The organism is Vibrio mytili, from assembly GCF_000830505.1.
GTDB lineage: Bacteria > Pseudomonadota > Gammaproteobacteria > Enterobacterales > Vibrionaceae > Vibrio > Vibrio mytili.
This window is the reverse complement of the sequence record NZ_JXOK01000008.1, coordinates 94,129-120,011: the sequence shown is the minus strand read 5'-3', so window position 1 is coordinate 120,011 and position 25,883 is coordinate 94,129. Positions and strand designations below refer to the sequence as shown.

Annotated in this window: 26 protein-coding genes, 1 pseudogene and 1 riboswitch; of the genes and pseudogenes, 16 read left to right on the top strand and 11 right to left on the bottom strand. The window is 45.0% G+C overall.

What is annotated here, in order from left to right; translation table 11 throughout:
* Positions 1-286 precede the first annotated feature (286 nt).
* The 4 genes from SU60_RS04010 to SU60_RS03995 all read left to right on the top strand — a co-directional run bounded on the left by SU60_RS04010 (position 287) and on the right by SU60_RS03995 (position 3,561).
* On the top strand, positions 287-622 hold the full coding sequence (locus tag SU60_RS04010) for a DMT family transporter (RefSeq protein WP_209419666.1): 336 nt from the start codon (positions 287-289) through the stop codon (positions 620-622).
* Between the two features lie 33 nt (positions 623-655).
* A complete protein-coding gene (locus SU60_RS04005) occupies positions 656-1,792 on the top strand; it encodes a trypsin-like serine protease (RefSeq protein WP_041154422.1) in 1,137 nt (378 codons plus the stop codon).
* A gap of 241 nt (positions 1,793-2,033) precedes the next feature.
* Complete coding sequence (locus tag SU60_RS04000; protein WP_041154421.1) at positions 2,034-2,981, top strand: LpxL/LpxP family Kdo(2)-lipid IV(A) lauroyl/palmitoleoyl acyltransferase; 948 nt, start codon at positions 2,034-2,036, stop codon at positions 2,979-2,981.
* Positions 2,982-3,117: 136 nt separating this feature from the next.
* On the top strand, positions 3,118-3,561 hold the full coding sequence (locus tag SU60_RS03995; protein WP_041154420.1) for a hypothetical protein: 444 nt from the start codon (positions 3,118-3,120) through the stop codon (positions 3,559-3,561).
* A gap of 60 nt (positions 3,562-3,621) precedes the next feature.
* On the opposite strand, the gene SU60_RS03990 is transcribed toward SU60_RS03995, so the two are convergent.
* The gene (locus tag SU60_RS03990; protein WP_041154419.1) at positions 3,622-5,103 is read right to left on the bottom strand and encodes a carboxypeptidase M32; all 1,482 of its coding nucleotides are present in this window, start codon (positions 5,101-5,103) and stop codon (positions 3,622-3,624) included.
* A 239-nt stretch (positions 5,104-5,342) separates the two neighbouring features.
* Between SU60_RS03990 and SU60_RS03985 the strand changes: the two genes are divergently transcribed.
* Positions 5,343-5,978 (top strand): LysE family translocator, encoded by a 636-nt coding sequence (locus SU60_RS03985; protein WP_041154445.1) that lies wholly within the window; start codon positions 5,343-5,345, stop codon positions 5,976-5,978.
* A 73-nt stretch (positions 5,979-6,051) separates the two neighbouring features.
* Here the strand turns inward: SU60_RS03985 and SU60_RS03980 are convergent, their stop codons facing one another.
* The 4 genes and pseudogenes from SU60_RS03980 to SU60_RS03965 all read right to left on the bottom strand — a co-directional run bounded on the left by SU60_RS03980 (position 6,052) and on the right by SU60_RS03965 (position 10,498).
* A complete protein-coding gene (locus tag SU60_RS03980) occupies positions 6,052-7,047 on the bottom strand; it encodes an LLM class flavin-dependent oxidoreductase (protein ID WP_041154418.1) in 996 nt (331 codons plus the stop codon).
* A gap of 217 nt (positions 7,048-7,264) precedes the next feature.
* Positions 7,265-7,909, bottom strand: a complete 645-nt coding sequence (locus tag SU60_RS03975) for an alpha/beta fold hydrolase (protein ID WP_245228347.1) — start codon at positions 7,907-7,909, stop codon at positions 7,265-7,267.
* Positions 7,897-8,910 carry a DUF2817 domain-containing protein gene (locus SU60_RS03970; protein ID WP_041154417.1) on the bottom strand — a complete coding sequence of 338 codons (1,014 nt, stop codon included), beginning with the start codon at positions 8,908-8,910 and terminating at the stop codon, positions 7,897-7,899. Before SU60_RS03970 ends, SU60_RS03975 begins: the two co-directional genes overlap by 13 nt.
* A gap of 209 nt (positions 8,911-9,119) precedes the next feature.
* A pseudogene (locus SU60_RS03965) lies at positions 9,120-10,498 on the bottom strand (alanine/glycine:cation symporter family protein).
* Positions 10,499-10,614: 116 nt separating this feature from the next.
* Positions 10,615-10,714: riboswitch (glycine riboswitch) on the bottom strand.
* 494 nt (positions 10,715-11,208) lie between these two features.
* Here SU60_RS03965 and SU60_RS21580 point away from each other — a divergent pair.
* From SU60_RS21580 to SU60_RS03950, 3 genes are all read left to right on the top strand, one after another.
* Positions 11,209-11,367, top strand: a complete 159-nt coding sequence (locus tag SU60_RS21580; protein WP_041154416.1) for a hypothetical protein — start codon at positions 11,209-11,211, stop codon at positions 11,365-11,367.
* A gap of 37 nt (positions 11,368-11,404) precedes the next feature.
* Positions 11,405-12,139, top strand: a complete 735-nt coding sequence (locus tag SU60_RS03955; protein WP_041154415.1) for a hypothetical protein — start codon at positions 11,405-11,407, stop codon at positions 12,137-12,139.
* 98 nt (positions 12,140-12,237) lie between these two features.
* Positions 12,238-12,720 (top strand): HAD family hydrolase, encoded by a 483-nt coding sequence (locus SU60_RS03950; RefSeq protein WP_041154414.1) that lies wholly within the window; start codon positions 12,238-12,240, stop codon positions 12,718-12,720.
* Here the strand turns inward: SU60_RS03950 and SU60_RS22230 are convergent.
* The 5 genes from SU60_RS22230 to SU60_RS03930 all read right to left on the bottom strand — a co-directional run bounded on the left by SU60_RS22230 (position 12,717) and on the right by SU60_RS03930 (position 15,837).
* Positions 12,717-12,830, bottom strand: a complete 114-nt coding sequence (locus SU60_RS22230; protein ID WP_280806688.1) for a nitrogen fixation protein NifQ — start codon at positions 12,828-12,830, stop codon at positions 12,717-12,719. The genes SU60_RS03950 and SU60_RS22230 overlap by 4 nt on opposite strands.
* Before the next feature lie 107 nt (positions 12,831-12,937).
* Positions 12,938-13,168 carry a PAS factor family protein gene (locus SU60_RS03945; RefSeq protein WP_041154413.1) on the bottom strand — a complete coding sequence of 77 codons (231 nt, stop codon included), beginning with the start codon at positions 13,166-13,168 and terminating at the stop codon, positions 12,938-12,940.
* Positions 13,169-13,353: 185 nt separating this feature from the next.
* Positions 13,354-14,313, bottom strand: a complete 960-nt coding sequence (puuE, locus tag SU60_RS03940) for an allantoinase PuuE (protein WP_052481477.1) — start codon at positions 14,311-14,313, stop codon at positions 13,354-13,356.
* A 102-nt stretch (positions 14,314-14,415) separates the two neighbouring features.
* Entirely contained in the window at positions 14,416-15,147 is a 732-nt protein-coding gene (locus SU60_RS03935) for an aspartate/glutamate racemase family protein (protein ID WP_041154412.1), read from the bottom strand.
* On the bottom strand, positions 15,148-15,837 hold the full coding sequence (locus tag SU60_RS03930) for a GntR family transcriptional regulator (protein WP_245228346.1): 690 nt from the start codon (positions 15,835-15,837) through the stop codon (positions 15,148-15,150).
* A 322-nt stretch (positions 15,838-16,159) separates the two neighbouring features.
* Between SU60_RS03930 and SU60_RS03925 the strand changes: the two genes are divergently transcribed.
* The 8 genes from SU60_RS03925 (at position 16,160) to SU60_RS03890 (ending at position 25,017) form a co-directional block, all read left to right on the top strand.
* Positions 16,160-17,596 carry an NCS1 family nucleobase:cation symporter-1 gene (locus SU60_RS03925; RefSeq protein WP_041154411.1) on the top strand — a complete coding sequence of 479 codons (1,437 nt, stop codon included), beginning with the start codon at positions 16,160-16,162 and terminating at the stop codon, positions 17,594-17,596.
* Between the two features lie 142 nt (positions 17,597-17,738).
* A complete protein-coding gene (locus SU60_RS03920; protein ID WP_041154410.1) occupies positions 17,739-18,920 on the top strand; it encodes an amidase in 1,182 nt (393 codons plus the stop codon).
* Between the two features lie 2 nt (positions 18,921-18,922).
* Complete coding sequence (locus SU60_RS03915) at positions 18,923-20,488, top strand: gamma-glutamyltransferase family protein (RefSeq protein WP_209419665.1); 1,566 nt, start codon at positions 18,923-18,925, stop codon at positions 20,486-20,488.
* The gene (locus tag SU60_RS03910; RefSeq protein ID WP_041154408.1) at positions 20,488-21,717 is read left to right on the top strand and encodes a pyridoxal-phosphate-dependent aminotransferase family protein; all 1,230 of its coding nucleotides are present in this window, start codon (positions 20,488-20,490) and stop codon (positions 21,715-21,717) included. Before SU60_RS03915 ends, SU60_RS03910 begins: the two co-directional genes overlap by 1 nt.
* 26 nt (positions 21,718-21,743) lie before the next feature.
* Positions 21,744-22,973: an allantoate amidohydrolase gene (locus SU60_RS03905; RefSeq protein ID WP_041154407.1), complete on the top strand. Its 1,230-nt coding sequence runs from the start codon at positions 21,744-21,746 to the stop codon at positions 22,971-22,973.
* On the top strand, positions 22,973-23,833 hold the full coding sequence (locus tag SU60_RS03900) for a DUF5718 family protein (RefSeq protein WP_041154406.1): 861 nt from the start codon (positions 22,973-22,975) through the stop codon (positions 23,831-23,833). Before SU60_RS03905 ends, SU60_RS03900 begins: the two co-directional genes overlap by 1 nt.
* 72 nt (positions 23,834-23,905) lie before the next feature.
* Positions 23,906-24,487 (top strand): chromate transporter, encoded by a 582-nt coding sequence (locus SU60_RS03895; protein ID WP_041154405.1) that lies wholly within the window; start codon positions 23,906-23,908, stop codon positions 24,485-24,487.
* 2 nt (positions 24,488-24,489) lie between these two features.
* The gene (locus SU60_RS03890) at positions 24,490-25,017 is read left to right on the top strand and encodes a chromate transporter (RefSeq protein WP_041154404.1); all 528 of its coding nucleotides are present in this window, start codon (positions 24,490-24,492) and stop codon (positions 25,015-25,017) included.
* A 200-nt stretch (positions 25,018-25,217) separates the two neighbouring features.
* Here the strand turns inward: SU60_RS03890 and SU60_RS03885 are convergent, their stop codons facing one another.
* Positions 25,218-25,754: a GNAT family N-acetyltransferase gene (locus SU60_RS03885; RefSeq protein WP_041154403.1), complete on the bottom strand. Its 537-nt coding sequence runs from the start codon at positions 25,752-25,754 to the stop codon at positions 25,218-25,220.
* Between the last annotated feature and the right edge of the window lie 129 nt (positions 25,755-25,883).

Here is a 25,883-nt window from a genome sequence, read left to right as displayed (position 1 = left end):
ATGAGTTATTTATTACGGCTGATATGGGTTTTAGTTCTTTGCCTTGTGTTGTTTTGAGTGGATTTAACTAAAAAGCGATTCAGAATAGTCCATTTGTCCAACTTTTACTCGTCTGAGCGGTACTACATGATGTCGTTGGCAATGATGTAAACACGGTTGTCTCGACGTTATTTAAATATAGCGTCAGTGATTGAACTCGGTATAATGCGCGGGAAAATTTATGATATGTCGTTGGTTATCATTTTTTAGTGAGCGTTGATGCCTTATGTTTAAAATGCTTGTTTCTATGCCTCCGTTGCTCGCTTTGTCTATTGCGATCGTCTGCGAGGTGATTGCGACCTCTTACATTCCCAAAACCGAGCAGTTCACTAAATTAATGCCGAGCACCATTGTGTTAATTGGGTACGGCATCGCATTCTTCTTGTTATCTGTCACGGTCAAAACAATGCCAGTCGGTGTGGTGTACGCCATATGGAGTGGGGCAGGTATCGTATTAGTAGCGACAGTAGGATATTTCCTTTACGGACAGAAGCTCGATTTGGCCGCTTTCATTGGAATCGGCTTTATTTTAACCGGCGTTTTGATTGTAAACCTATTGTCGAAAACGGTAGGTGTCAGTTAAGTACGGTAATCATAATCTATGGATGGTAGAGAGATGTATATTAATAAAATTAAGCTATCAGTAACGATTGCGATATTACCTTTGTCGGTGACAGCGATTGCACAAGAAATTTCACCTCAAATTATCAATGGTACTCCAACGAATTCGGTGGCTTGGCCTTCTATCGCTGCGCTTTACTATGATGCTGTTGAATATACTGGGCTTTATGGACAGTATTGTACGGCAACGATCTTAGACCAGCAGCACGTGCTTACTGCGGCGCATTGTTTTTATGCTGAGGATGCCGATAAGCTCAATAGAGAAAATCTTTATTACACCTCTATCGTTCTCCAAATGAGTAACGATTCGCAGTTCCTATCAGGCTCAGCCGTTACGGTGCGACCTTCTGAGTTTTACGTTCACAGCGGTTATGTGAATTCCGCCTCAGCACAAGGAGTCCCGTATCCAAACGACATCGCCATAATCAAATTGGAACAGCCGTTGAATATTGACGACAGAGATTTTGTGACTCGCGCAACGAGCATAGAGTCTGGTGTTTATCGCAACACCAGTGAGGAATTCGTTGCTGTGGGATACGGCCTGACTAATCTTACTAGACAAAATGCAACGTCAGATGAGGATGAGTTATTACAAACGTCTTTGTCTTACGTACCAAAGAATCAATGTGAGCTTTCGGTTGGTGATTCTCAGCTTTGTATGTCGGGTGAGTTGAACCCACAAACTGAAGTGCGAAATTCTACGTGTAACGGCGATTCTGGTGGACCACTCTATTGGTTTAATGGCAGTAAATACGTTCAGACCGGTATCACCAGTTATGGCTGGGAAGGGTGTTTGGTTAGCGCGACAGATAACTTAACCGCGACGTCCGCGTTCACAGAGGTGGCAGATTATCAAGGTTGGATTGATAGTGTATTAGCAGGTAGTGAGCAACCGATTTTTACGGTTAGCGACGAAACCCGCGATCAATATTATCAGGGAGATGAAGCGTCGGATGATGGAACAGAGACGGACAACTCTCAAGGTACCGATGATTCTGCGTCATGGGATGAATCAATCAGTCTATCCAGCAACGTATCTTCAGGTGGTAGTACGTCATTTGGTATGCTCAGTTTGTTAGCTTTGTTGGGCGTAATGCGAAGAAAGACGCATAAAGTGATCGGAAAACTCTAAATATTTGAAAAGCAGTCAAAGTGAGTGGATTCATTGCTCTAATTAGTGATAACGTGCGCACTTATACTTTGTCGCTTTTACATATCTTTTATATTCCTGTAATGGTTTTACTGTGTAGTGTGTCGAAGAACCATAAAACTCGAGCGCTGTAGCTTTTGTAAAGCGCAATCGATGAACAATGTCTGAAGCCATTATCGTCGATTTCTAATCACTTATTTCTAGGCACACTTTACGACCTCTTATGACCAAATATAACGACCCGAAATTCAAAGCGGCACTTTTGCATCCTCGTTACTGGGGAACACTCTTTCTTATAGGGTTGATGTTCTTACTCAGCCTTCTTCCCTCAAAAGTTCAACGTTTCATGGGGCGCAGCATCGGGCGCTTGGCAATGTGCATTATGAAAAAACGTCAGGTAACCATTAGGCGAAACCTTGAGCTGTGTTTTCCAACCATGGATGAGGTACGACGTGAAGCTATCTTGAAAGCGAACATCGACAATACCGGCATCGCCTTGTTCGAAACCGCCATGGCGTGGTTCTGGTCAGATAATAGAGTAAACAGCCAGGTAACCATCAAAGGAATGGAGCATATCGAAGCGCTAGAAAAGTCTGGCAAAGGCGTGCTCATGCTGGCGGTTCATTCCATGAACCTAGAGTTAGGCGCCCGTGCATTTGGTATTAAGAAATCTGGTATGGGCGTATATCGACCAAATAACAATCCGTGTTTTGACTACTTTCAATATAAAGGGCGTTCGCGTTCCAATCGTACTTTGATTGATCGAAAAAACGTCAAAGGGATGTTATCTGCATTAAACTCAGGAAGTCGGGTTTGGTATGCTCCCGATCATGACTACGGTAGCAGACGCTCTACTTTCGCACCTTTATTTGCTGTTGAAAGTGCCTGCACAACGACTGGTACGAGCTTGCTTGCTGATGCAACAGATTGTGCAATTGTACCATTCACGATGGTAAGGGAAGAGAACGGTCAATATACTTTAACGATTCGCAAACCGGTCGATGGTTTTCCAAAAGATGATCCTACTAATGCGGCGATTTTCATCAATAAAATCGTTGAAGAGTCGATAATGGCCAGCCCTAGCCAGTACATGTGGTTACACCGTCGTTTTAAGACTCGACCTTTGGGTGAACAATGTTTGTATAAACCACGCTTAGTCCCTTTGAGTTAACGGGTAACTCAACTCGATATCTATTTACCAGGTTTTTTTGCCGACTCAAGATATGGGCGACAATAAACACTGGTAATCGAATCCTCAACACTTAGAATAACGAGTCTGAAATTTGTTACCAAACTAGAGTGATTTTATGAGTCGCGATTACACCTTCGATTGTCTTGTCACCATGCCTCGTCATGAACTGGAAGAGTTCAGTGCCAGAATGATCAGCAAAATGGTGCCAGAAGACGTGATGAATGAGCTGTTTACTTTTGATCAAGAAGAAGTGGATAGTGAAGACCGTATGTTGTCGGCGCGCCTTGATGCAATGCTGCGCATGACAGCCATTGCATTGAGTGAAATTCAACAGGCTTTTGATGATTCAGAGCACGCGACACAAAACAGCCAGCGAATGACTCGTTTAGTCCTGTGGCACTTTTACGCGATCTCATTTCGTTTGGAAGAGGTGATTACGCTTGAAACGCATTGTGAGCAAGTCGAAAAGCTGCTTGAAAACACGCCAACGGATGTTTTTGCTTGGGTTAAAGCACTTACCGATCTTTTACATACTTACGCAGATATGCATTCAAAATAAACAACAAAGCCTGCTTTCGCGGGCTTTGTTGTATTTAAGAAGCAAGTTGTGAGCTTAATCCTATAAGTATCTCTGAGCCAGGTGCTTTTTAAAGTAACTGGCATTCAAAGTTTCCCCGGTTGCCGCCTTAACCAACTCGTCAGTGGTTAATAAGCTGCCTTTGCTCCAGATGTTGTCTGACAACCACGTAAAGATAGGTGATAGATCACCACTTTGAATCGCAGCGTCAACATCAACCGTTTGCTTCATTGCCGCCATAAACTGTGCAGCATACATTGCGCCTAATGTGTAGCTTGGGAAGTAACCGAATGCGCCGTCTGTCCAGTGAATGTCTTGCATGCAGCTATTTTTAAAATTGCCTTTGGTAGACAATCCTAAATAGGTTTGCATCTTCTGATCCCAAAGCTCCGGTACATCAGTATGTTTGATAACGCCATTCATTAAGTCACGCTCAATCTCGTAACGCAAAATAATGTGCGCAGGGTAGGTGAGCTCATCGGCATCAACGCGGATAAAGTCTTTCTGCACTCGGGTATAAAGTTTCTGGAAATTCTCTTGTGAGAATAACCGAGTGTCGTGCGCAGAAAAGTGTGTTCCTGCAAGACGTGCCAAATGTTCAATAAAAGCGTTACTACGACCAATTTGCATTTCGAAGAACAGTGATTGGGACTCGTGAATTCCCATTGAGCGAGCTTGGCCAGAAGGCAATCCTGCTAGTGCCTTTGGTAGGCCTTGTTCGTATCGGGCATGACCTGTCTCATGGACGATGCCCATTAGCGATTGCACAAACTCAGTCTCATCGTAACGAGTTGTTATGCGAACATCACTAGGTACGCCACCGCAGAAAGGATGAACACTTTCGTCTAGTCGGCCGTGTTCAAAATCGAATTGAAGCAGTTTCATTACATCTATACCGAGCGCTTTTTGTGTTTCGCTGGAGAAGGTGCCTTGTGGCTTAATGAACTGCTCTGAAGACTGCTTTTCGATGGCTTGGTTGATCATGTCTGGCAGCCAAGTTTTGACATCACTAAACAGAACATCTAAGGACGCGGTGGTTGTGCCAGGTTCGTAAACATTAAGCATCGCGTCATAAGGCGATACGCCTGTAACTTCCGCTCTTATTTGTGCCTCTTCTTGAGACAGTTTGACCACTTCTGCCCAGTTTTTTTCGAAACCTGCCCAATCATTTTCACCACGTTGGGTGCGCCATGCATGTTCACACTTTGAACCCGCTAGGGACTTTGCTTGTACTAAATCTTCAGGCAGAACGTTGGCTTGCTGCCAGCTTTGCTTGAGCTCTCGTAATGTCGCTTTGTCTTGCGCGTCCAATGTTTCTTGTTCTGCTTCTGCAAACCAGTCTTCTAATTGCGGTTGGGTTTGCAGGCTGTGCATGTGGACGTAGAGTTCTGCCATCGCTTCTGAACGAGCTTGGTTGCCTCCAGCGGGCATAACGGTTGCTTGATCCCAGCCACAAATCGCTGCGAGATGTTGAAAGTGGGAGAGTTTATGTGAATGTGCTTTTAGTTTTTCGAATGCGCTCATGTGTCTTTCCGTGACTATAAAAAACAAAATTCTAACAAGCATCTTAGGGCTTACCAAGCAGTTCGCATACAAAGCGAGAGCTGATACCGCGATGTGACGAGAACGTTTAACTTTGTACAGAATTTTTAACCGACCTCATGATGACTATGTTTTAGGCGAATCAAAAAATTTAATTGAAATAGATGCATAAATATGACAATAAGAGAACAGTATTATTTCTTAGCTAGGTGGATGTAAGCTTGATACAAAATTTTGAAGCGTTTTTAATCGCTATAACCATACTGACGCTCACCCCAGGGTTGGATACAGCGTTGGTTATTCGTAACTCGTCGCGTGGTGGTTTTACTGATGGTGCGGTCACCAGTTTAGGTATATGCCTAGGTTTGTTTGTTCATGCTACGTTCTCGGCGGTGGGCATTTCAGCCATTCTTGCGCAATCAGCCGAATTGTTCCATTTGGTTAAGATGGTCGGGGCGGCTTATCTGATCTATTTAGGATTCACAACACTGAAGAGCTTATGGCGCAATAACGAAGCACCGCAAGCCTCGGCGGGGCCCGTCACACGTCACGAGTTTCGTTTTTCCCGTTCACTACGTGAAGGCTTTTTATCAAACGTATTGAATCCAAAAACCGCGGTCTTTTATCTCGCGTTCTTACCGCAGTTTATTAACCCGGAAGGTTCTGCATTCCTACAGTCGACCTTTATGGCAGCAATCCACTTTGTGATCGCGATGGTTTGGCAATGTGGGTTAGCCGCCGCACTAACTTCAGCGAAAAACTTGCTTAAAAGCGCACGCTTTATGAACTGGATGGAAGGCACCACAGGTGTTGTGCTGGTAGGATTGGGCGTCAAATTGATGTTAGAAGATAAATAGTAACGCACTATTTTTGAATCAAAAGAGCGACGCAATGGTCGCTCTTTTTGCTTGTGGTATTCATACAGTTGGTTTACCGCTCGTTTTTGATCTCTGCCAGCAGCTCGTAAGAACGCAGTTTTTTGTCGTGATCAAAGATAATCGAATGAGCAATGATCTCATCGGCCTGGGTACGCTCGATGAGTGACTTTATCTTCTCCCTCACCAAAGCCTTATCACCGTGAATAGACTCTCTTAGCTGGTGTGTCACTTGGTGCTTTTCATGTGGTAGCCAGAGTGTGTCCATGTCGTCGACGGGCGCAGGGATCTTTCCTTGTCCGCCTCGAATTAATTGGAGAAATTTTTGATACTCCGTTGTGGCTAGGTAATTTGCCTCTTCAGTCGTTTCGGCAACGGCGACATTTACACCAATCATCACATAGGGCTTATCCAATTGTTCTGAAGGCTGAAAATTGGAGCGATATATTTCTAATGCTCGCATCATTGCATCGGGTGCAAAGTGCGCCGCGAACGCAAAAGGCAACCCTTTAACGGCTGCGAGGTGTGCGCTATAGGTACTCGAACCCAATAGCCAAATTGGAACTTGGGAGTCAGCCCCTGGACACGCTTTAACGGGTTGGGCTTTGGAAACCGGACCCATAAAAAACTGCAACTCTTCCAGTAGATCAGAAAACTCCGGATCCATTCTCTCTGGGTCGCGTCGCAGTGCGTGCATGGTCGGGTAATCTGTCCCTGGAGCGCGTCCAAGTCCGAGATCTATACGTCCTGGATAGAGAGCGTCTAAGGTGCCAAACTGCTCGGCAATAACGAGCGGTGCATGGTTAGGAAGCATGACACCACCAGAGCCCAAACGTATTGTTTTTGTGTGCGCACCGATATGGCTGATGAGTACCGACGTGGCTGCGCTAGCGATGTCTGGCATGTTGTGATGTTCCGCTAACCAAAAGCGGTGATATCCCAGATTTTCTGCGTGTTGGGCGAGGGAAACTGATTTTTGGTAGGTTTCGGTATAGTTGGAACCTTCTGCAACAGGTGCAAGATCTAAGATGGATATTCGTGGAAATGGCATAAGGCCTCAGAGTTTGGTTGTTCCTCTAAATTATGTGGAGGCTAACTGACACGAAATAAACCCCTAGCGCTTCAATGAGTAGAATGAGCCAGTCAATCTGGTGCAGGAGTGGTTGCCGTGTGTTCCACCTTTATCAGCCAAGCGAGAAGGTGCTGGCAAAGTACTTGCGGTTCAGCTAATGGTAAGTCATGCGCCTCACTCTCAAAGCGGCATAGTTCTACTTTCCAGCTTTCGCTATCGCTTCTCCACATCGGTTATCTACGAGCTTGTCTCCTGCGCTGACGATGATTTGAGTAGGGCAAGTCGGTGGTGTGCTTTGGCCTTTAAACCTAGCAGCGGCACAAAGTTGACGTATAGCATTGTACGCACTGACTGGGTGCTGTTGAGCGAGATAGTGATGGTGCGCTAAGACTTCAGGATGGCCTAGACTTGTTGGACTGGTCCATTTAATAATCGATTTTTGGAATGCCTCACTTCCCTTTATACTGGATATGGCGATGCTTAACAGTGCGTGGATATTGATTCTGCGCCAAAACGGGCTGTAACGAGAAAAGCTCGGGTTAATCAGTGTTAAGCTGGCAACTTGATTGGGTAAAGTGTGTGCCCAGTGGCTAGCAAGCATCGACCCCATTGAAATCGCGACCAGGTGATAGTGATGACAATTTGTGGGGAGCTGTTCAAGCATGGCTGGCAGCATATCTTCGATGGTGAGTGGGCTGAATTCACCAAACTTTTCGCCGTTACCAGGAACATTCGGGGTAATGGTGATAATGTCTGGCGAGGATCGTGTTAGCGCGTCAAGCATACTTTGCCAATGACCGCTTTCTCTTAATAATCCTCTCACTAACACTATCGGTACCATAGCTTGTTTGCCTTCTCCAAATACTTTTCTTCCACACTCAAATCCATGCTGGCAATCAAGTCATTGTTCAGCACTTGAATCAAGTAGTTCAAAAAAGTGCTATGGCGACGTTGAACGCGTTTAATACGGTGGGTTTTGGTTGGATGAAAAAGCTGACTAAATCGCAGCAGTTGGATTGGATTTTTTTTGACCCACAACCATGAGCCTAGCTCTAAAGTCAGCGGCAAGAAAGGATGTTCTGACTGCGCTTGATGTTCGTTTAACATCCAATCCCAGAAGTCGCCATGTGTTGTGTAATGATGCCATTGAGGCTCAAACTGATAAAGCTCATAGTGCGGATAACTTTTACGAAACAAACGATACAACAAGTAATATTGAGCTAAGTTGTTGGGAGGCGTAGTTTGATGGGCATAGGGAAACCACAGTCGGTCGCGAGTACCAAACCCACTATGCAGATCCAATACAATGGTCGTGCGAGCTTGTTTGGCGTAACCTAAAATGTAGTGCGACAACACTTGCAGCTCTTGCTCCATTTTGCTTGGATTGCCTCGGTACCAAGGTAGGTGAGAACTAAAGTTTTGCCCAGCATGAAGGTGATAAATAGGGTTGTTACTATTGACTGGCGCATTGCGCATCAAATCCACACCGTTGTGATTTGAACGCCTTTTTAGTGCCACTCCCCACGGGTTAACAACAGGTACGGTAACAATTTGCAAGTTGTTAAGAGACGCTTTAAATTGCTGATCCCACTCCAATCTTCTCAACAGGCTCTTTATAAAAGCGAGAATGATCTGACTTCCAATACGTTCTACACCGTGAATCGCACCTGTAAAAACTAGGCATGGGGCATCGTTGTCAGTCGATCCAAGTTCAAGCGAATACAAAGGGAGTGCATTCCCTTTATGAGCAATGTCAGCAAGGAAGCCTAAACGTAAATGTCGTGGGTATTGTTTTGCTAGTTGTTCTATGTGCTGTATTTCACGAGGAATGTGTAAGGTCATCTTGATGCTCAGATTGAGGGCAAAACAGTTCCGATAAGTGAATGATTCATAATAAAACGACCAGCTTATCTCACTTATCTAGGTTCGAATAAGTGTAGAACGACTGCGTGGAGGTGAGATGAAGTATTTGTTGCAGTGAGCGTTATTTGAGGTAAAAAAATGCGAAGCAGTTACGCTTCGCATTAAATTGTGTGTTTCTTGCTTGAGGGCTAAGCTGTCACTTTATCGTCACAGAGACTTGAAGTGGCCTGTGCAAAATAATGCTTCGTTTCTTCTACAACAACATGACGCAGAGCAATCAAACCAATGAGGTTAGGCACTGCCATTAGACCGTTAACAATATCGGCAATAATCCAAATCATATCCAGATGTAAAAACGCACCAGACGCAACTAAGCCGACGAAAATCAATTTGTAAGGAAGGACTGCTTTAGTTCCAAACAAAAAGACAACACAGCGTTCACCGTAATAATTCCAACCGAGGATAGTGGTAAAGGCGAAAAACATTAGACCAATAGATACAAGCATTGGACCAAACGTTTCTGCATTTAAACCGATTGCAAAGGCGTGTGTTGTCATCGCTGCTCCTGAGAAGTCACTCTGCCACGCACCTGTTAAGATCAACGCAAGACCTGTCATGGTACAAATGATGATAGTGTCGATAAAAGTACCCGTCATTGAAATCAGACCTTGTTTAACACAAGAGTCCGTTTTCGCCGCCGCCGCAGCCATTGGTGCACTACCAAGTCCGGATTCATTTGAGAATACACCACGTGCAATACCTGACTGGATAGCAAGCATGATACTCGCTCCCAAAAATCCGCCGGTTGCAGCCGTTGACGTGAAGGCAGAAACCAACACCAGTTCAATCGCATCCACCAATTGGTCAGCATTCATGATGATGACGCTTAAACATGCCAACACATAAAACACCGCCATAGTCGGAACCACTTTACCTGCAACACTGGCGATAGACTTGATGCCACCTAACGTTACAAACGCGACCAAAAGCGTTAGCACAGAAGCAGACACTTCACGATCAACACCAAGAGAAATCTCAGAGGCGTCTAAAATCGCGTTAACTTGTGGGAAGGTACCGATGCCAAAACAGGCTACACCGAGTGCAAAGACTGCGAACATGATCGCAAGCGCTTTTGAACCAACGCCATCTTGGAGGTAGTACATTGGCCCCCCAATCATTTGGCCTTTGTCGTCGACGCGACGGTATTTTACTGCGAGCAAACACTCAGCGTATTTGGTTGCCATACCAAAGAGTGCAGCAAGCCACATCCAGAACAGTGCGCCGGGACCACCGAGTTTGATTGCGGTAGCCACCCCAACAATATTCCCAGTACCGATAGTGGCAGACAGTGCTGTACAAAGTGCGGCAAAGCTAGAAACGTCACCCTCTTTTTTATCGGATGACTTATCTTTACGAAAGACCATGCTAACGCGGTTGGCAGGTGTTTAAATTGGATTAAGCCAAGGCTAAAAGTGAAGTAAACCCCCGTGCCCACAAGCAATAGTAGCAGTGGTGGACCCCAGACGAAGTTATCGATAGTTTGCAGTAAAGATTGTAGGTCGTTCATGATTTCCCCTTAATAAAACAACTAATAAGGAGAAGAGGGAAAGGGCGAGATCCATGATCTCTAATTGAACATAGCTATTTAATAAAGGCTAGAGGCCAAAATAGTTAGGTTTTACTTTCCACTCCTCTGTCCTTTTGCCTGAGAGTTTCACCCTGCGTAAACGCAAGATTTGCTCCTTCGGCGACCGATTTAACGGTTCTCTCCAGAGGTTCCTCCAACTACAGTCCCCGCTACCAAGGTAGCACCTGAAATAGTTAATTCTTCGGCGAGTTATGCTAACCAAATGTTAAAGTTTGGTTAATAACTACTCTCCTGCAGTCTTCATCGGAACAATTGCCCAATAAACTGAGCAAAGGTTAGTCAATGATGCTGGTCATCAATGACGCAAGAACTTTATCATGTTTTTGGGTCATTTCAAGGCTCAAAGGGAATAAATATTCAATATCTTTCTGAGCTAGGTGACCAATCATCACTCTCGATTCTCAACGGTGTAACCCTGAATAATGATGAGAATAAGATGAGAGAACGATAATTGAACAAACCATCACGTTAAGTCATTCAATTAAGAGCACAAAATTGGACAAAATAAACACACTCAAGCCAAAATGTACGCTATGTTGACCTTAAGAAACAGAGAAATGGGTTACAATAAACTTTTGTGGATGGCTTTGTGTTACTGAGAAGATTTCACAATTGGACAAGGAGGCTGTATGACAAGATTGTTAGCCATTGCGGTGTTGATAGCGTTAGCGTTTGTACTGTTTCGCTATCGGACCAATGAAAAAGTCCAAAAAGCGACCGTCATTACCTTGATTGGCGCATTCCTGATTTATACCGCATCACTCGTGGTGGCGGAATTGATTCGCTAGCCAAGCTAAATAGCATAGGCTTTTGGAGTAATATACGGTGAGTTCTCAGAAAAATATTGAAGAACAAGACGATGTAGTCGTCATTGAAGAGCGTGATAAACGTACTCATATCTATATCGCGATTGCGGCGGTACTCGGCTTGGCATTTGGTGGATTAGCGGGATCAGTGATCACGGTAAACAAATGGGAGTCGACCTACCAAGTCTTGGAAGAAAAATACCAAGCGCTTGCACAAGATAAGACACAGTTGGTGTCTCAGTTCAAAGGTCGGGAAGAGGGACTGCAGCAAGAGATTGATACGAAAGTTGCAGAACTGGTTGCAGCTAAGGATGCTGCGCATAAAAAAGAGCTAAAACAGTTACAACAACAGTTGACTGAAGTAGAAAAGGTGAACTTGTCACTTGAGTCTCAATTGAAACAACAGGCTGCCAAGATCAATGCAACTCACTCAGAAAATGAAAAGCTGAATCGCCAGGCAAATATGCAAGCGACCATGTTTGAGCGTTCTCGTGAAGTCTTCCAAAAAGAGCTCAAAATATCTCAAGCTTTAGAAGCGTTAGAGAAAGAACGACAAAGTTTACTTCCAAAGATTGAAAAACTGAAAAAGCAATGTGATGTGTTTTTAGAAGGTAAATCCTGGGATGTGAAATCTGACGCGTGTGACAAGCACGACGCGGCTAACTCGCGCTTAAGTCAAATTGATCAAATGATCGAAGTGCATAAGATGGACTTAAAGCAAATCAAACAAATCAGTGAAGAGATAGGGTTGTAATTTTCAGCTGAATGGTATTGCCATTTGGCTGAGAAAGTAAGCAAATGCTTTCTGGCTTTGTTTGTTTCAGGAGACTTTGTTTCGTTTCAGGAGAAAGGATGGCTCGAATATACTTATTCGATTGGGGTGATACTCTTATGGTGGATTTACCCAATCAGCAAGGAAAAATGTGTGATTGGGAATACGTATATGCCGTCGATGGTGCTATCGAAATATTGGCAGAACTTTCAAAAAAACATGCCATCTATATCGCCACGAATGCGGCAGATTCAAGCGAGGCAGATATTCAATCTGCGTTTGCACGCGTTGGCTTAGCGCGCTATATCAAAGGCTATTTCTGCAAATCCAACTTGGGTATTGGTAAAGGCACTCCCGCATTCTTTTATAAAATCATAGAGAGGCTTGGCGTGAATCCGGAATCATTACTTATGGTCGGAGATAGCTATCAAAATGATATAGCGCCTGCGATTAAAGCTGGTGTGGATGCTATTTGGTTTAACCCGACCCAGCGCTCAAACGATACTTGCTTTCCTATCAGACAAATTCAGAAACTGACAGACTTATGTGAGCAGCAACTTTAGCCCTCGGTCTGGAAACATTCACGGTAACTTGAGCAGGTTTCACAACTTGGTGAGCGCCAAACATAATCTCCGCGGCTTTCATACAATTGGCGATAGAGAAAACGCGTCAAGACCGATATCAATGAGATATTGAAGATTAGAGATGAAGTTGAAGATTAGCGATGAAAACGGTCCGCTGGGGAATGCGGACCTTTTTATTTTATCAAGAGCAAATACGTTATCTTTCAGGGGTTTCGAGCAGTCGAATTGTTCTATCAACTACGCTTTCAATGATGGCGCTGTTTTCGAGCTTGCCAGAACTAGCCGGTCCAAGCGCACTATTGTATAGCGCCAGTTGTTTCTCAAAAGGTAAATCTAATTGATCGTACAGATTCTGTCTTGTCTCAGCATGTTGTTCTGGCTCTTGATTTCTAAGTCGAACAATAGTGTCATGAATCAGAGATTTCACGTTTATTCCTTTTCTCATTGCGGGGGACGCCGAGATTGTATTCGATTGCATAAGTTAAATCTTAAGCGTCAATCACAGAATAACGGTTCGTTATTGATAGATTGTCAATACCAAAAGGTGAGAACTCAATCGAGATTGTTTGGCACCTCTCTCAAGCTCGATACTATTATTGCGTTACTTATGTTTTACGCTGGATGGTTCTCAATCCAGTGCCTTGCGATGTCTTCTCGGGTCGCTACCCAAACGGCATCGTGCGATTGAATATAATCTAAGAAGCGCTTCAGCGCTTTAAATCGACCTGGCTTTCCAATTACGCGGCAGTGCAAGCCAACCGACATCATTTTAGGCGTTTCCGTGCCTTCTTCGTACAGACAATCAAAGGAATCTTTCAGATACTCAAAAAATTCGTCGCCGTGGCTGAACCCGTAAGGCGAAGAGAAACGCATATCATTGGTGTCGAGCGTATAAGGCACAATCAGATGAGGTCTTGTACTGCCTTCATTGTGTTTGTCTGGGACTTGCATCCAAAATGGCAGGTCGTCACCGTAATAATCTGAGTCATATAGCAACCCATCTTGTTCGGCAACAAGCTCACGCGTATTTGGGGAATCACGACCCGTATACCAACCAATTGGACGTGTGCCAGTCAGAGACTCAATGATATCGAGAGCTTGTTGCATGTGCTCACGCTCAACGTCTATCGGCGCATTCTGATAGTGCAGCCACTTCAATCCATGACAGGCGATTTCGTGACCCTCTTCGATGATCGCTTTGGTCACTTCAGGGTTTCTTTGTAGCGCTGTCGCCACGCCAAATACGGTGAGCGGAAGACCACGCTTTTTGAATTCGTTTAAAATACGCCAGACACCCACACGGGAACCATATTCATAAAGCGATTCCATGCTCATGTGTCTGTCTTTATAGGCTTCCGCACCTGCGATTTCAGATAAGAATGTTTCTGAATGCTCGTCACCGTGGAGCACGCAGTTTTCGCCACCTTCTTCATAATTGAGTACGAATTGTACCGCGATTTTTGCTTTGTTCGGCCAGTTAGCATAGGGAAGGTTGTTGCGTCCATAGCCGATATAATCTCGAGGATTATTATTGTCTTGAAGAGAGAGGCCGTGAGGGTTATTTTCGTCCATAAAGTAAACCTTGGTATAAAATAGTTGTAAAAAATCGGGGTGGTTATGTGTCGACCCAAACCTTGATCAAAGCTGAGCGTAAACTTTGAAGTCTGCTCGGTATTATCGATTCCAGTGGTTGAACATGCCGTGAATAGGCTTCACTAATGGTGCCGCATATTGGCCGCTTTTCGATGTTGTCAGTTTGAGCTGGTGGAGTGACTCCGCCAATTTCACGGCTGCTGTAACGCCATCAATAACGGGAACATTCAATTCGTCTGAAAGCTCATTGGCTAGATCAGACATGCCTGCGCAACCAAGAACAATCGCTTCGGCGCCATCTTCTTTGATTGCTTTGCGACATTCATCGGCAAGGAGCTGATAGGTTTGCATGCTCAAAGACTCTAGCTCTAAAACAGGAATATCGGTTGCGCGTACTCCACTGCATAGGTGCTCATAGCCGTATCGCTGAAGCAAATGTGCACTTGCAGGCAGCGTTCTTGTCATTGTGGTCACAACACCAAAACGGTAAGACACCAAGCTCGCTAATTGGAATGCAGCGCCAGCGATACCAATCACGGGCTTCGTGGCAATTTCTCGAGCAGCATCTAAAGCAGGGTCACCAAAGCAAGCGATGATATGTGCATCAACCCCTTGTTCTTCGCCCGAACGGATCACATCAAGCAGGGCTGCGGCTGCGAGTGTTTCGTCGAATGCACACTCTATACTTTCGGGACCATGCTGTGGTGAAGAGGCGATAATTTGCGTCGTCGGCAGCGCGATACTGTTAGCACTGATAGCGATTTTATCCGTCATACCTTGGCAAGTATTCGGGTTGATTAAGTTGATCTTCATTTACGAGTCCACCTCAGAAAAAAGCTTTTGAAAATTAATCGGTTCTTTTGGTGAGGTATCAAGATCTAGCGACGATTTAATCATCGTTAAGTGATGCCTCATCCATTGTTCTGCTTGTTGGTGTTGACCATCATCGAGCAGTTCAATCAGGTCAGAATGGGAGCCACAATCACAGCTCACACTATGCTTTGACCCAAAAGCTGCGATGACGAGTGATGAGCGGTAACACAGTTGTTCGATGAACGAAGCCAATACAGAGTTTCCTGATTGCTTAGCCAGTTCATAATGAAACTTCGCGGTGAGCTGAATTGACTCAGCTAAGTCGCCATGCTCTTCCGCTTTTTGTTCTTGGCTGACGATAGAGCGTAAATGGTGCGACTGCTCTTCATCCCAACCGCGCACGATGTCTGTAATAAGAAGCGGCTCTAGTAGGATACGACTATTTAACACTTCTTCGGCTTCAGCTTTGCTCGGTTTATTCACGTGCGCGCCTTTATTAGGTTGAATAACCACAAACTTTTCCAATGACAGGCGTTGCAGTACCTTTCTAATGCCTGTTCTGCTGACACCGAAAGCTTCAGACAGTTTATCTTCAGGAAGTCGCTCTCCTGGCTTAAGTTTGTGTTCAACAATAGCCTTTAATATTTGCTGATAGATTCTTTCATCATTTGACATAGTTATTTGAACCATATTTTTCATCTTTTGTATTCAAGCAATATATATACCATGAAACAACCACGATCATAATATTGTATACAATGTGGGCCTGGAACTGTGTGGAGTATAGCTTTGACTGCAAATGTTTGTGTACGCATATCTCACTGAACTGCGCGTTAGTTTGTCACACAAAGGGTAAGCAAGCACCAAAAAGAGGCGTTACGCGCGAATGTAGTGCATGTTTTTTGTGATATTTACGATCAAAATCGATAAACCCCTTGAGTGGCGGGTGTTTCCATTATTGGCATGCAAATTGTATTTAGCATTGTATACAATGTAATAAGGAAATATGATTATGAAAAAGGAATTGCCAGTTAGCCCACGGCTAAGCAACGCAGATTTAGCGCCAGAGAAAGATCAAAAGTGGGGATGGTATAGCATCTTTGCTTTTTGGATGTCTGATGTACACAGTGTAGGAGGGTATGTATTTGCAGCCAGTTTATTCGCACTTGGATTAAATGGCATTCAGGTGTTTATCAGTTTATTAGCAGGTATCTCCATTGTTTTAGTTTTTGCTAACTTGATGGGTAAGCCGGGGCAAAAAGCAGGTGTCCCATTCCCTGTGGTTGCACGTATGTCCTTCGGTGTATTTGGTGCCAATATCCCCGCTGTAATTCGAGGTATTATCGCAGTGGTGTGGTACGGTATTCAAACCTATTTGGCGTCAAGCTCGTTTATTATTCTGTTGCTGTACTTTTTCCCGTCGATGGAAAGCTTAGCGAATGATTCGTTTATAGGTTTATCCTACTTAGGTTGGGTTGGTTTCAGCTCAATGTGGATCCTGCAAGCGATAGTGTTTATGTTTGGTATGGACATGATTCGTAAAGTGATTGATTGGTCAGGCCCTGCAATTTACATCGCGATGTTTGCGCTATGTGCTTATATGATCAACTTAGCCGGTTGGGATAACATCAGCTTTAACTTGGGTAAAGAGACATTGGTGGGTAGCGATGCAATCGTACAAATGGTTATTGCGACGGCATTGGTAGCAGGTTACTTTGCGGGACCAACACTTAACTTCAGTGACTTCTCGCGTTACTGTACAAGCTACAAGGATCTGAAATTCGGTAATTTATTAGGTCTACCAGTTAACTTTATCGTTTTCTCTTTGTTTAGCGTTGTCATCGTGTCTGCTTCAATCCCGGTGTTTGGTGAGATGATTGTTGACCCCGTTGAAACAGTAAAACGTCTTGATTCAGGCCTAATTACGGTACTTGGTGCATTAACCTTTATCTTTGCAACTGTGGGTATCAATATCGTAGCTAACTTTGTGGCACCAGCGTTCGATTTTTCGAATGTTTCACCACAAAAAATTAGCTTCAAAATGGGTGGCTTTGTGGCGGCATTCGGTTCAATCTTGCTAACACCATGGAACCTGTTTAACAACCCTGAGGTGATTCACTACACGGTTGATGTACTGGCCGCGATGATTGGTCCACTATATGGCATCATCATTGTTGATTACTTCATTGTGAAGAAGGGCGATATTCATGTTCCTTCTCTTTACACTGAATCTCCGCAAGGTCAGTACTGGTACAAAAATGGCGTTAATATGAACAGTGTCTATGCGCTAGTTATCGCAAGTATTGCGGCTATCATTGCAACCTTCTTTGTTACTGAGCTTGCAAATTACGCACTATTTATTGGTGGTCTGGTTTCTGCAATAGTGTACAAACTGCTCATGGAAAAACGTTTGTCTTGGGTATCTAAAGCTGCGTTAGCAAAACAATGAGTTCATAGAAGAACCAAGTAAGACAATGATAATAAGAACTGCTTTATGTCTGGTATTAAATTGATTTAAACCACCAGCGTAAAGACTAAAGCAAGCGAGTAACGCTGCTATTACTTGCTTGCTTACTTCAAAGGAATGAAAGATGGAAATCGATACACGTATTTATTGTACTCAAGGACCTAAAACGTTAGCGGCCTTGCAACAAGGCGCATTAAACGGTTTGCGTTTTGTTTTCAAAGATCTGTTTGACGTACAAGGGTTCAGAACCGGTGCGGGAAACCCGAAATGGCTAGAAACGCACGATAAAGCAGAAAGTACATCCCCGTTAATTCTTTCACTTTTAAACAATGGCGCAGAATGTCATGGTCGAGTTCAAACCGATGAACTTGCATACAGTTTAAATGGTATCAATGTTCATTACGGCACGCCTGTTAATCCTTTAGCTCCTGACTGTTTACCAGGTGGTTCTTCAAGTGGCAGTGCGGTTGCGGTCGCAAAAGGAGATGTTGACTTCTCTATCGGAACGGATACTGGCGGCTCGGTTCGTGTTCCTGCTAGCTACTGCGGATTATTCGGTCTTCGCCCGACATTAGGACAATTGCCCTTGGAGCATAGCTTTACGTTAGCGGAAAGTTTCGATACCGCGGGTGTGTTCAGCAAAAACTTAACCATACTTAATAAGGTATTTTCTTGCCTAAGTCCGAATAAACGTCGCCACACAGTCGCAACAACTTTGATGCTTGATGAGAGCTTAACAAAGACCCTCGGCTCAGAACGCCAGGCTGAGTTGGAACGGTGGGCGAAGCGTGCAGGTATTCAACTGGAATATCGCAATGCATTACAAGAGGCTGGTTATGAACTCGGTGACTTGAGTGCTTTATTCCGAACCGTTCAAGGCTATGAAATCATTGCTCGCCACGGCTCATGGTTGGATGATTACGGACATACGCTGGCTCCTGCGATTCAAGAACGAGTCGAATGGGCTCGTACCATTTCGAAGCAAGACTACCTCAATGCAAAAGAGCAGCAAACGAAATTCACGCAGTGGTTAGCGGGCCAACTGACCAGTAGTGATGTGTTATGGGTATTACCTACCACACCAGGAAAACCACCTAAGCTTACGACTGCGGATGCAGACTTAGCTCAATACCGTTCAGACCTAATGGGATTAACGAGTCTCGCGGGTTTAAGTGGCTTCCCTCAACTTCATATCCCAATGACGAACATTGCCAACGGACCTTGTGGTGTTTCGCTATTGGGTTCAGCAAACCGAGAATATGATTTAATTGCAACCGCATCGTCGTTAATCCTAGGAGAAGCTTAATGGTGTTTCAAACCGCATTTACCGCCCCACATTACAAAGCCACCGAGGTGGGAAAACAAATTTTAGAACAAGGCGGAACCGCGTCAGAAGCGATGGTCGCAGCGGCATCAATGGTCGCGGTACAATACCCACACATGAATGGTATTGGCGGAGACGGTTTTTGGCTGATCAGTAAAGCGGGAGAAGCGCCCGTTGCGATTGACGCGTGCGGAGCAGCAGCATTATCCATTGACCCAGATCATTACCGAACGTTGGGTGACGAATTACCTGAAAAGGGCGGAGAAGCGTCAATTACCATGGCTGGCACGGTGGCGGGCTGGCAAAAAGCATTGGAAATCAACGGTGGATCGCTGTCACTCAGCACACTCTTACAACCTTCGATTGATGCCGCGAGAAACGGCATTGAAGTGACGCAAAGCCTTGTTGATGCGAGCGTAAAAACCTTTGATCGCTTAAAAGATCTTCCTGAATTTAGCCGTTTATTTCTTGATGATGGAAACACGCTAAAACTTGGCGCGACGATTGTAAACCCAGCATTGGCAAAAACGCTCGAGAGATTAGCAGAAGTTGGTTTGGATGACTTCTACCGTGGTGAGATTGCAGAGCAGGCGGCAAAAGAGCTGCAAGAAGCAGGAAGCCCTTTAACGCTTGAAGATTTCCACCAGCACCAAGCCTTGGTGACTCAGCCTTTGAACGTTGAGACATCAAAAGGTCAGCTGTTCAATCTAGGTGCTCCAACGCAAGGATTGGCATCGCTATTGATTTTAGCGATATACGATCGCTTAGCGGAACAGGCAACCACGGAGCTTGACCACATACATTTGTTGGTTGAAGCGACAAAACAGGCGTTCATTATCCGCGATAAAGTGGTGACAGATGAACGCTATTTAGACAAACCGCTGCAAGAATACCTAGATGACAGTGTCGTCACTCAATGCGCTGAACGTATTTCTTTAACCCAAGCGCAGCCATGGCCTTATCAGGCGAAACCAGGCGATACCATTTGGATGGGTGCGACGGATCAATATGGCTCCATGGTGAGCTTTATCCAAAGTGTGTACTGGGAGTTTGGCTCTGGCTTAGTCCTTCCGTCGAGCGGAATCATGTGGAATGTTAGAGGCAAAAGCTTCTCATTGGACACTGAACATCACAATACATTAGTGGCGGGGAAAAAACCGTTCCATACCTTAAATCCTGCTTATGCGGAATTAAAGGATGGTCGCCGCATGGTTTATGGAACCATGGGCGGAGAGGGGCAACCACAAACTCAAGCGTGCTTATTCAGCCGCCACATTTATCAAAACATGTCGCTGCAACAAGCCGTGTCGATGCCGCGTTGGTTATTGGGGCGGACATGGGGTGACACGACAAACAATTTACGTCTTGAAGAAGACCTACATACAGAATACGCGCAAACATTAACGCAAATGGGCCACGAGGTAACTCAGGTTGAAAACTTGAGTGAACTGATGGGACATGCGGGAGCGATAACCCTAGATCTGCAAGGAAAGGCAGACGCTACGAGCGACCCTCGCAGCAATGGCGACATATTTTTAGGAGAGAGATAATGACAACTCAAACGCTATTTGAAACTTTGAACCCACCACAACGTTTGTTGATGGGTCCTGGCCCAATTAACGCCTATCCACGTGTTCATCAAGCGATTTCTCAGGCTCTAATTGGCCAGTATGACCCTGTTATGACGGGGTACATGACTCAAGTTCAGTCTCTGTATCGCGGTGTATTCGAAACACAAAACCAACAAACCATGCTGGTTGATGGCACAGCTCGATCAGGTATTGAAGCTGTACTGGTTTCAGTCATCAAACCCGGCGACAAAGTTCTGATTCCTATTATTGGTCGTTTCGGCCATCTACTTTGCGAAATTGCAGACCGTGTTGGGGCAAAGGTACAAACCATCAATGTTGAATGGGGTGAAGTGTGCTCACCAGAGCAAGTAGAAAAAGCGATTAAAGAGTTTCAACCAAAACTCCTCGCCACCGTACAAGGTGATACTTCGACGACGATGAATCAGCCTTTGGCCGAATTTGGCGAAATCTGTAAACGTCACGGTGTGTTGTTCTACTGTGATGCAACGGCGTCGATTGCGGGTAACGATCTTAAAGTTGACGAATGGAACCTAGATGCGGTTTCTGCGGGACTACAAAAGTGTTTAGGCGGTCCTTCGGGCAGTGCGCCAATCACATTAAGCGACCAGTGCGCTGAGCTAATCAACCGTCGTAAGCATGTTGAAGCGGGTATCCGAGCGGACCACCACCAAGCAGGTGAAGACGAAGTAATTCGTTCTAACTACTTCGATTTGTCGATGATCATGGATTATTGGGGACCTGAGCGTCTAAACCATCACACTGAAGCAACAAGCATGCTGTATGCAGCGCGTGAATGTGCACGTATTTACCTAGAAGAAGGCGCAGACAACGTGATTGCTCGCCACAAGCAAGCGGGTGATGCGATGGCAAGTGGCCTTAGAGCAATGGGTTTGGAGCTGTTCGGCAATCAGAAATACAAAATGAACAACGTTGTGGGTGTGTATATCCCAAAAGAAGTGGATGGCAACAAAGTGCGCCAAGAATTGCTTCATAGCTTCGGTATCGAGATTGGCACTTCATTTGGTCCGCTAGATGGCAAAATCTGGCGCATTGGCACAATGGGTTATAACGCGCGCCAAGAAGCGGTGCTGACTACGCTTGCCGCGTTGGAAGCGATTCTTGTGCGCAATAAAGCGAAAATTGTCCCAGGCGAAGCCGTGATTGCAGCAATGGAACACTACGTTTAATCCCCCAAATAGAGAGTGATTCAAGGATGAAGAATATCAATGCCGAAACGGTAATGAAGCGTGCTGATATACTCGCGACTTTCACATCATTGGAAGGTGGATTGGAGCGTACGTATTTATCTAACGAGCACAAACAAGCTCACGCCCAGCTCGCTGTGTGGATGGAACAAGCCGGTCTAGAAACCTGGCAAGACAGCGTTGGAAACCAATGGGGAAGAAAAGTCGCGACCAATCCAACCCAACCGACGCTGATCATTGGCTCACATAGTGACACTGTCACCAATGCGGGAAAATATGACGGCAACTTAGGTATTTTACTCGGAATCTCTGCGTTAGAGCTGCTTAAGAGTGTCGAGTTGCCATTTCATGTTGATGTGGTCGCGTTCGCTGATGAAGAAGGCACACGTTTTAACAGCACCTTGATTGGCTCTAGTGCGGTTGCGGGTGTATTTGACACAAACTGGTTGTCACTCAAAGATCAAGATAGCACGTCAATGTCAGAAGCGATGGTTGCCTTTGGTTTATGTCCAGACTCGGTTGGGGAAGATCGCCGTGTTGCAGAGGAAGTTAAATCCTACTTAGAAGTGCATATTGAGCAAGGGCCAGTCCTAGAAGCTGAGAACCAACCGGTTGGAGTAGTAACCGGAATCGCAGGAGCAAAACGCTTTCAATTTAATGTCAAAGGCTTAGCGGGGCACTCTGGTACTGTGCCTATGGGGATGCGTATGGATGCTTTGTGCGCGGTGGCAGAAATGATCACGACGATCGAACAATATGCGACTGAAAACAACGTTGTCGCAACCGTCGGTAAGTGTGAAGTCGCTCCTGGCTCTGTCAATGTGATTCCTGGTGAGGTTAACTTTACCTTGGATATTCGCAGCCTTGAGCAAACGGATCTAGAACTCGGCTGTGACGACCTACTGACTGAACTTAACGTGATCGCTCGGCGTCGCCAAGTGACTTTCTCCGAAACCTTGTTGTACCAAGCAGATGCCGTGCCTTGCGATGCCTCATTGCAGCATCAGTGGGGGGATATCGTGGCGCGAGTGACGGGAGCAGATCCAGTTTACCTGCCAAGCGGTGCCGGACATGATGCATTGGCTATGGTCCATTTGACTAAAGTTGGCATGTTGTTTGTCCGTTGTGATAAAGGCATCAGTCATAACCCGCTGGAAAGCGTGCTGGAAGGTGATGTGGGTGTTGCGCTGGAGTGTTTAACGCAAATGATCCTCGCGCAACAGGAGCTTGCTAATTAATGGCTAATGAACACGCGATGACAACGCCAGTTGTGTTTGGAATTGCAGGCAACTCACCGGGCTACTTAGCGCAGACTGGTGAGATCGCTGCGTTTAGCGAACAGGCAAAAGCGGAATTGCAAGCCGCTCAGCGACCTCGTGCGCTGTTCCCGATGTTTGCTTGCAAAAGTGAACATCGCTACCTGGAACAGATGCCTTTTAGTGCATCGAGTTTGATTCTTCCTGAGGACGAAGACGCGGTCGTACAAATTGAGCCTGAGCTTGCGTTTAAATGTGATGTGTCGTATTCAGAGCAAGGCAACGTCACCGATTTAAAGCCGCATGCACTGACGCTCATTAATGACGCGACGTACCGAAATAAAGCGGTATCGAAGTTAGCAGAGAAGAAAAACTGGGGGGCGAGCAGTAAAGGACTGGCTGAACAACAATTGAACATTGATTCTTTTTTGGAAGGAAGTTTACTCGATCATCTTCGATTGTGTGGGTTTCATGCTCGAAATGGCGAGTGGCAGCTATGCAGTCAAGACGTCTCCGTTACGGAATATAACGTCTTTTATCAGTCTTTGATCGACTGGTTAATTGAGACGATTAATCAGCAGGGTGACAGTGGCGCGATGCATGATATTCATTCTGTGCTTAAACAAGCCAATCAGCCTAACCAAATTACGATCGCGATTGGTGCGCCATGCTACACCTCCTACGGAGAAAACCATCAGTTAGCTGTTGGTGACCAGACGTTTGTTTGTGTTTACGATGACAGGCATTTTGAATTAAGCGATATAGAGACCATGCTCGCAGAGCCCAAAGAGAGTTGGATCGTGAGTCCACATATAATATGGCTAGAGCAGACGGTATATTAATATATACCCAAACAAATTATAAACGGGCTAATCCAACCATTAACCTGTTAATTTTTAAGGATAGAGGCAAAAATGAGTAAGCAGTTAGACCTCGCCAGTGCATTTTTTCGTATTGGCTTGTTTGGATTTGGTGGCGGCCCCACGATGATCCCTTTGGTCCACAAAGAAGTGGTCGACAACTATAAGTGGATGGAAGACGATGAGTTTGCCAATGTGCTCGCGATTGGTAACACCTTGCCAGGGCCTATCGCAACCAAAATGGCGGGTTACATTGGTTATAAAGTGGGTGGCACTATAGGGTGTATAAACGCTGTCATAATGACCATTATTCCTCTCATCATCGTCATGATTGCGGGTTTAGGGCTGCTTAATGAATACCGTGATAAGCCATGGGTTGCTGGTATGGCACAAGGCGTTTTGCCGGTTGTTTCTTGGATGATGGCAAAACTCACGTATGACTTTTTGATCAAAGGCTACAAGGCCCTTGGCATGATCGCCACTGGAGTCGGTATTGCGCTGTCATTGTTGTTTATCGTGGTGCTGAATGTACATCCAGGGCTGGTGGTAGCTGCAGTGCTATTAGCAGTATTGGTGAAACCAGCCCCAAAGCCTAAAACAGCAAACACTTTGAATCCAGAGAATAAAAAGGGATAAACATGCAACTTTATATCGACATCTTTTTGGCCTTTTTTATTCCTAACATCGTTGGTTACGGCGGTGGTCCTGCGATCATCCCGCTGATTGAAGCACAGGTCGTTGGTCAGTATGGGTGGATGGACGCCAGTCAATTCGCCGAAGTGCTTGCTTTGGGTAACGCACTTCCAAGTCCAATCGCGACTAAAATGGCGGGGTACATTGGTTACGAAGTAGGGGGTACGTTAGGGGCTTGTATTGCCGTGCTTGCAACCGTTGCGCCAACCATCATCATTATGATTGTGGCAATGAGTGTGTTGTACAAATATCGTAATTCACCAAAAGTGAAAGCGCTAGGTGCGTGGGTATTACCGATCATCTTCACGCTGATGCTGTTACTGAGTTACAAACTGGTGATGTCTGGTGGCGAAGCCGGTTGGGGACATTTTGCGTTGCTATTTGTGGTCGCGGGTCTGTGCTTGGAAAAATTCAAAGTGCATCCGACGTATGTGATCTGCGCAAGCCTCGTCTATGGTGCGTTTTTGCTTTAAGTGATGCGACCTCTATAAAAACCGAGCCAGTAAGACGCACTGGCTCGGTTTTTTTGTTTCTTTGCGGGTATTCTTAGCAGTTGTACCTGTCGGAGGTCATTAAAGTTTGAAACTCATTTTTGGACAAAAGCTTCTTAGCTCAAATTATGTAGTGGCATCATTTCAGATAAGAAAAAGTATCTTGAAACCTTAGTCGTTTGTTATATGCCTGACCACTCTGTAGACAGAACTGACATTAGGACTTTATCGACAAATTCACCATTACGAAAACCTGATTGTCGCATCACACCCTCATGTTTATAACCTGCATTTTCATAAGCCTTAATTGCACCGTAATTAAGAGAACTTGCTGTAAGCTGAACTCTGTGTAAACCAAGAGTTCGTATAGCGTAATCTGTTACAATTTTTGTTACTGATGTACCAATCCCCTTACCCCAATAACTTTTTTCTCCAATAAGAATGAAGTATTCACCACTACGATTTAGAGTACTGATCCCAGATATACCAGCATATCCAAGTAGCTGATCATTCTCGTTACTACATATACCAAAAGAGACATTTTTAGGGTTTGAATTTATGGATAAAAGCCATTTTTCGATATCTGATTTGGATTGAGGGTACGCGTATGAAGAAAGACTATAAAGTGTAACTTCACGGTCACGTGACCACTTGTAAAATGCTTCCTTATCTTCCACATCCAGTGAACGAAGATAGTAACCATCTAGTTCCAATTGCATGATTTTCCTTATAATCCCCGATTGGCATATAACGCCGCGTTAAGTAGTGAGCAACGCTACCACTAAACCTAACCTAAGGCACTGTAAACACAAAACTCAATTTAAACTGAGAATGCCACGCGTTGCGAA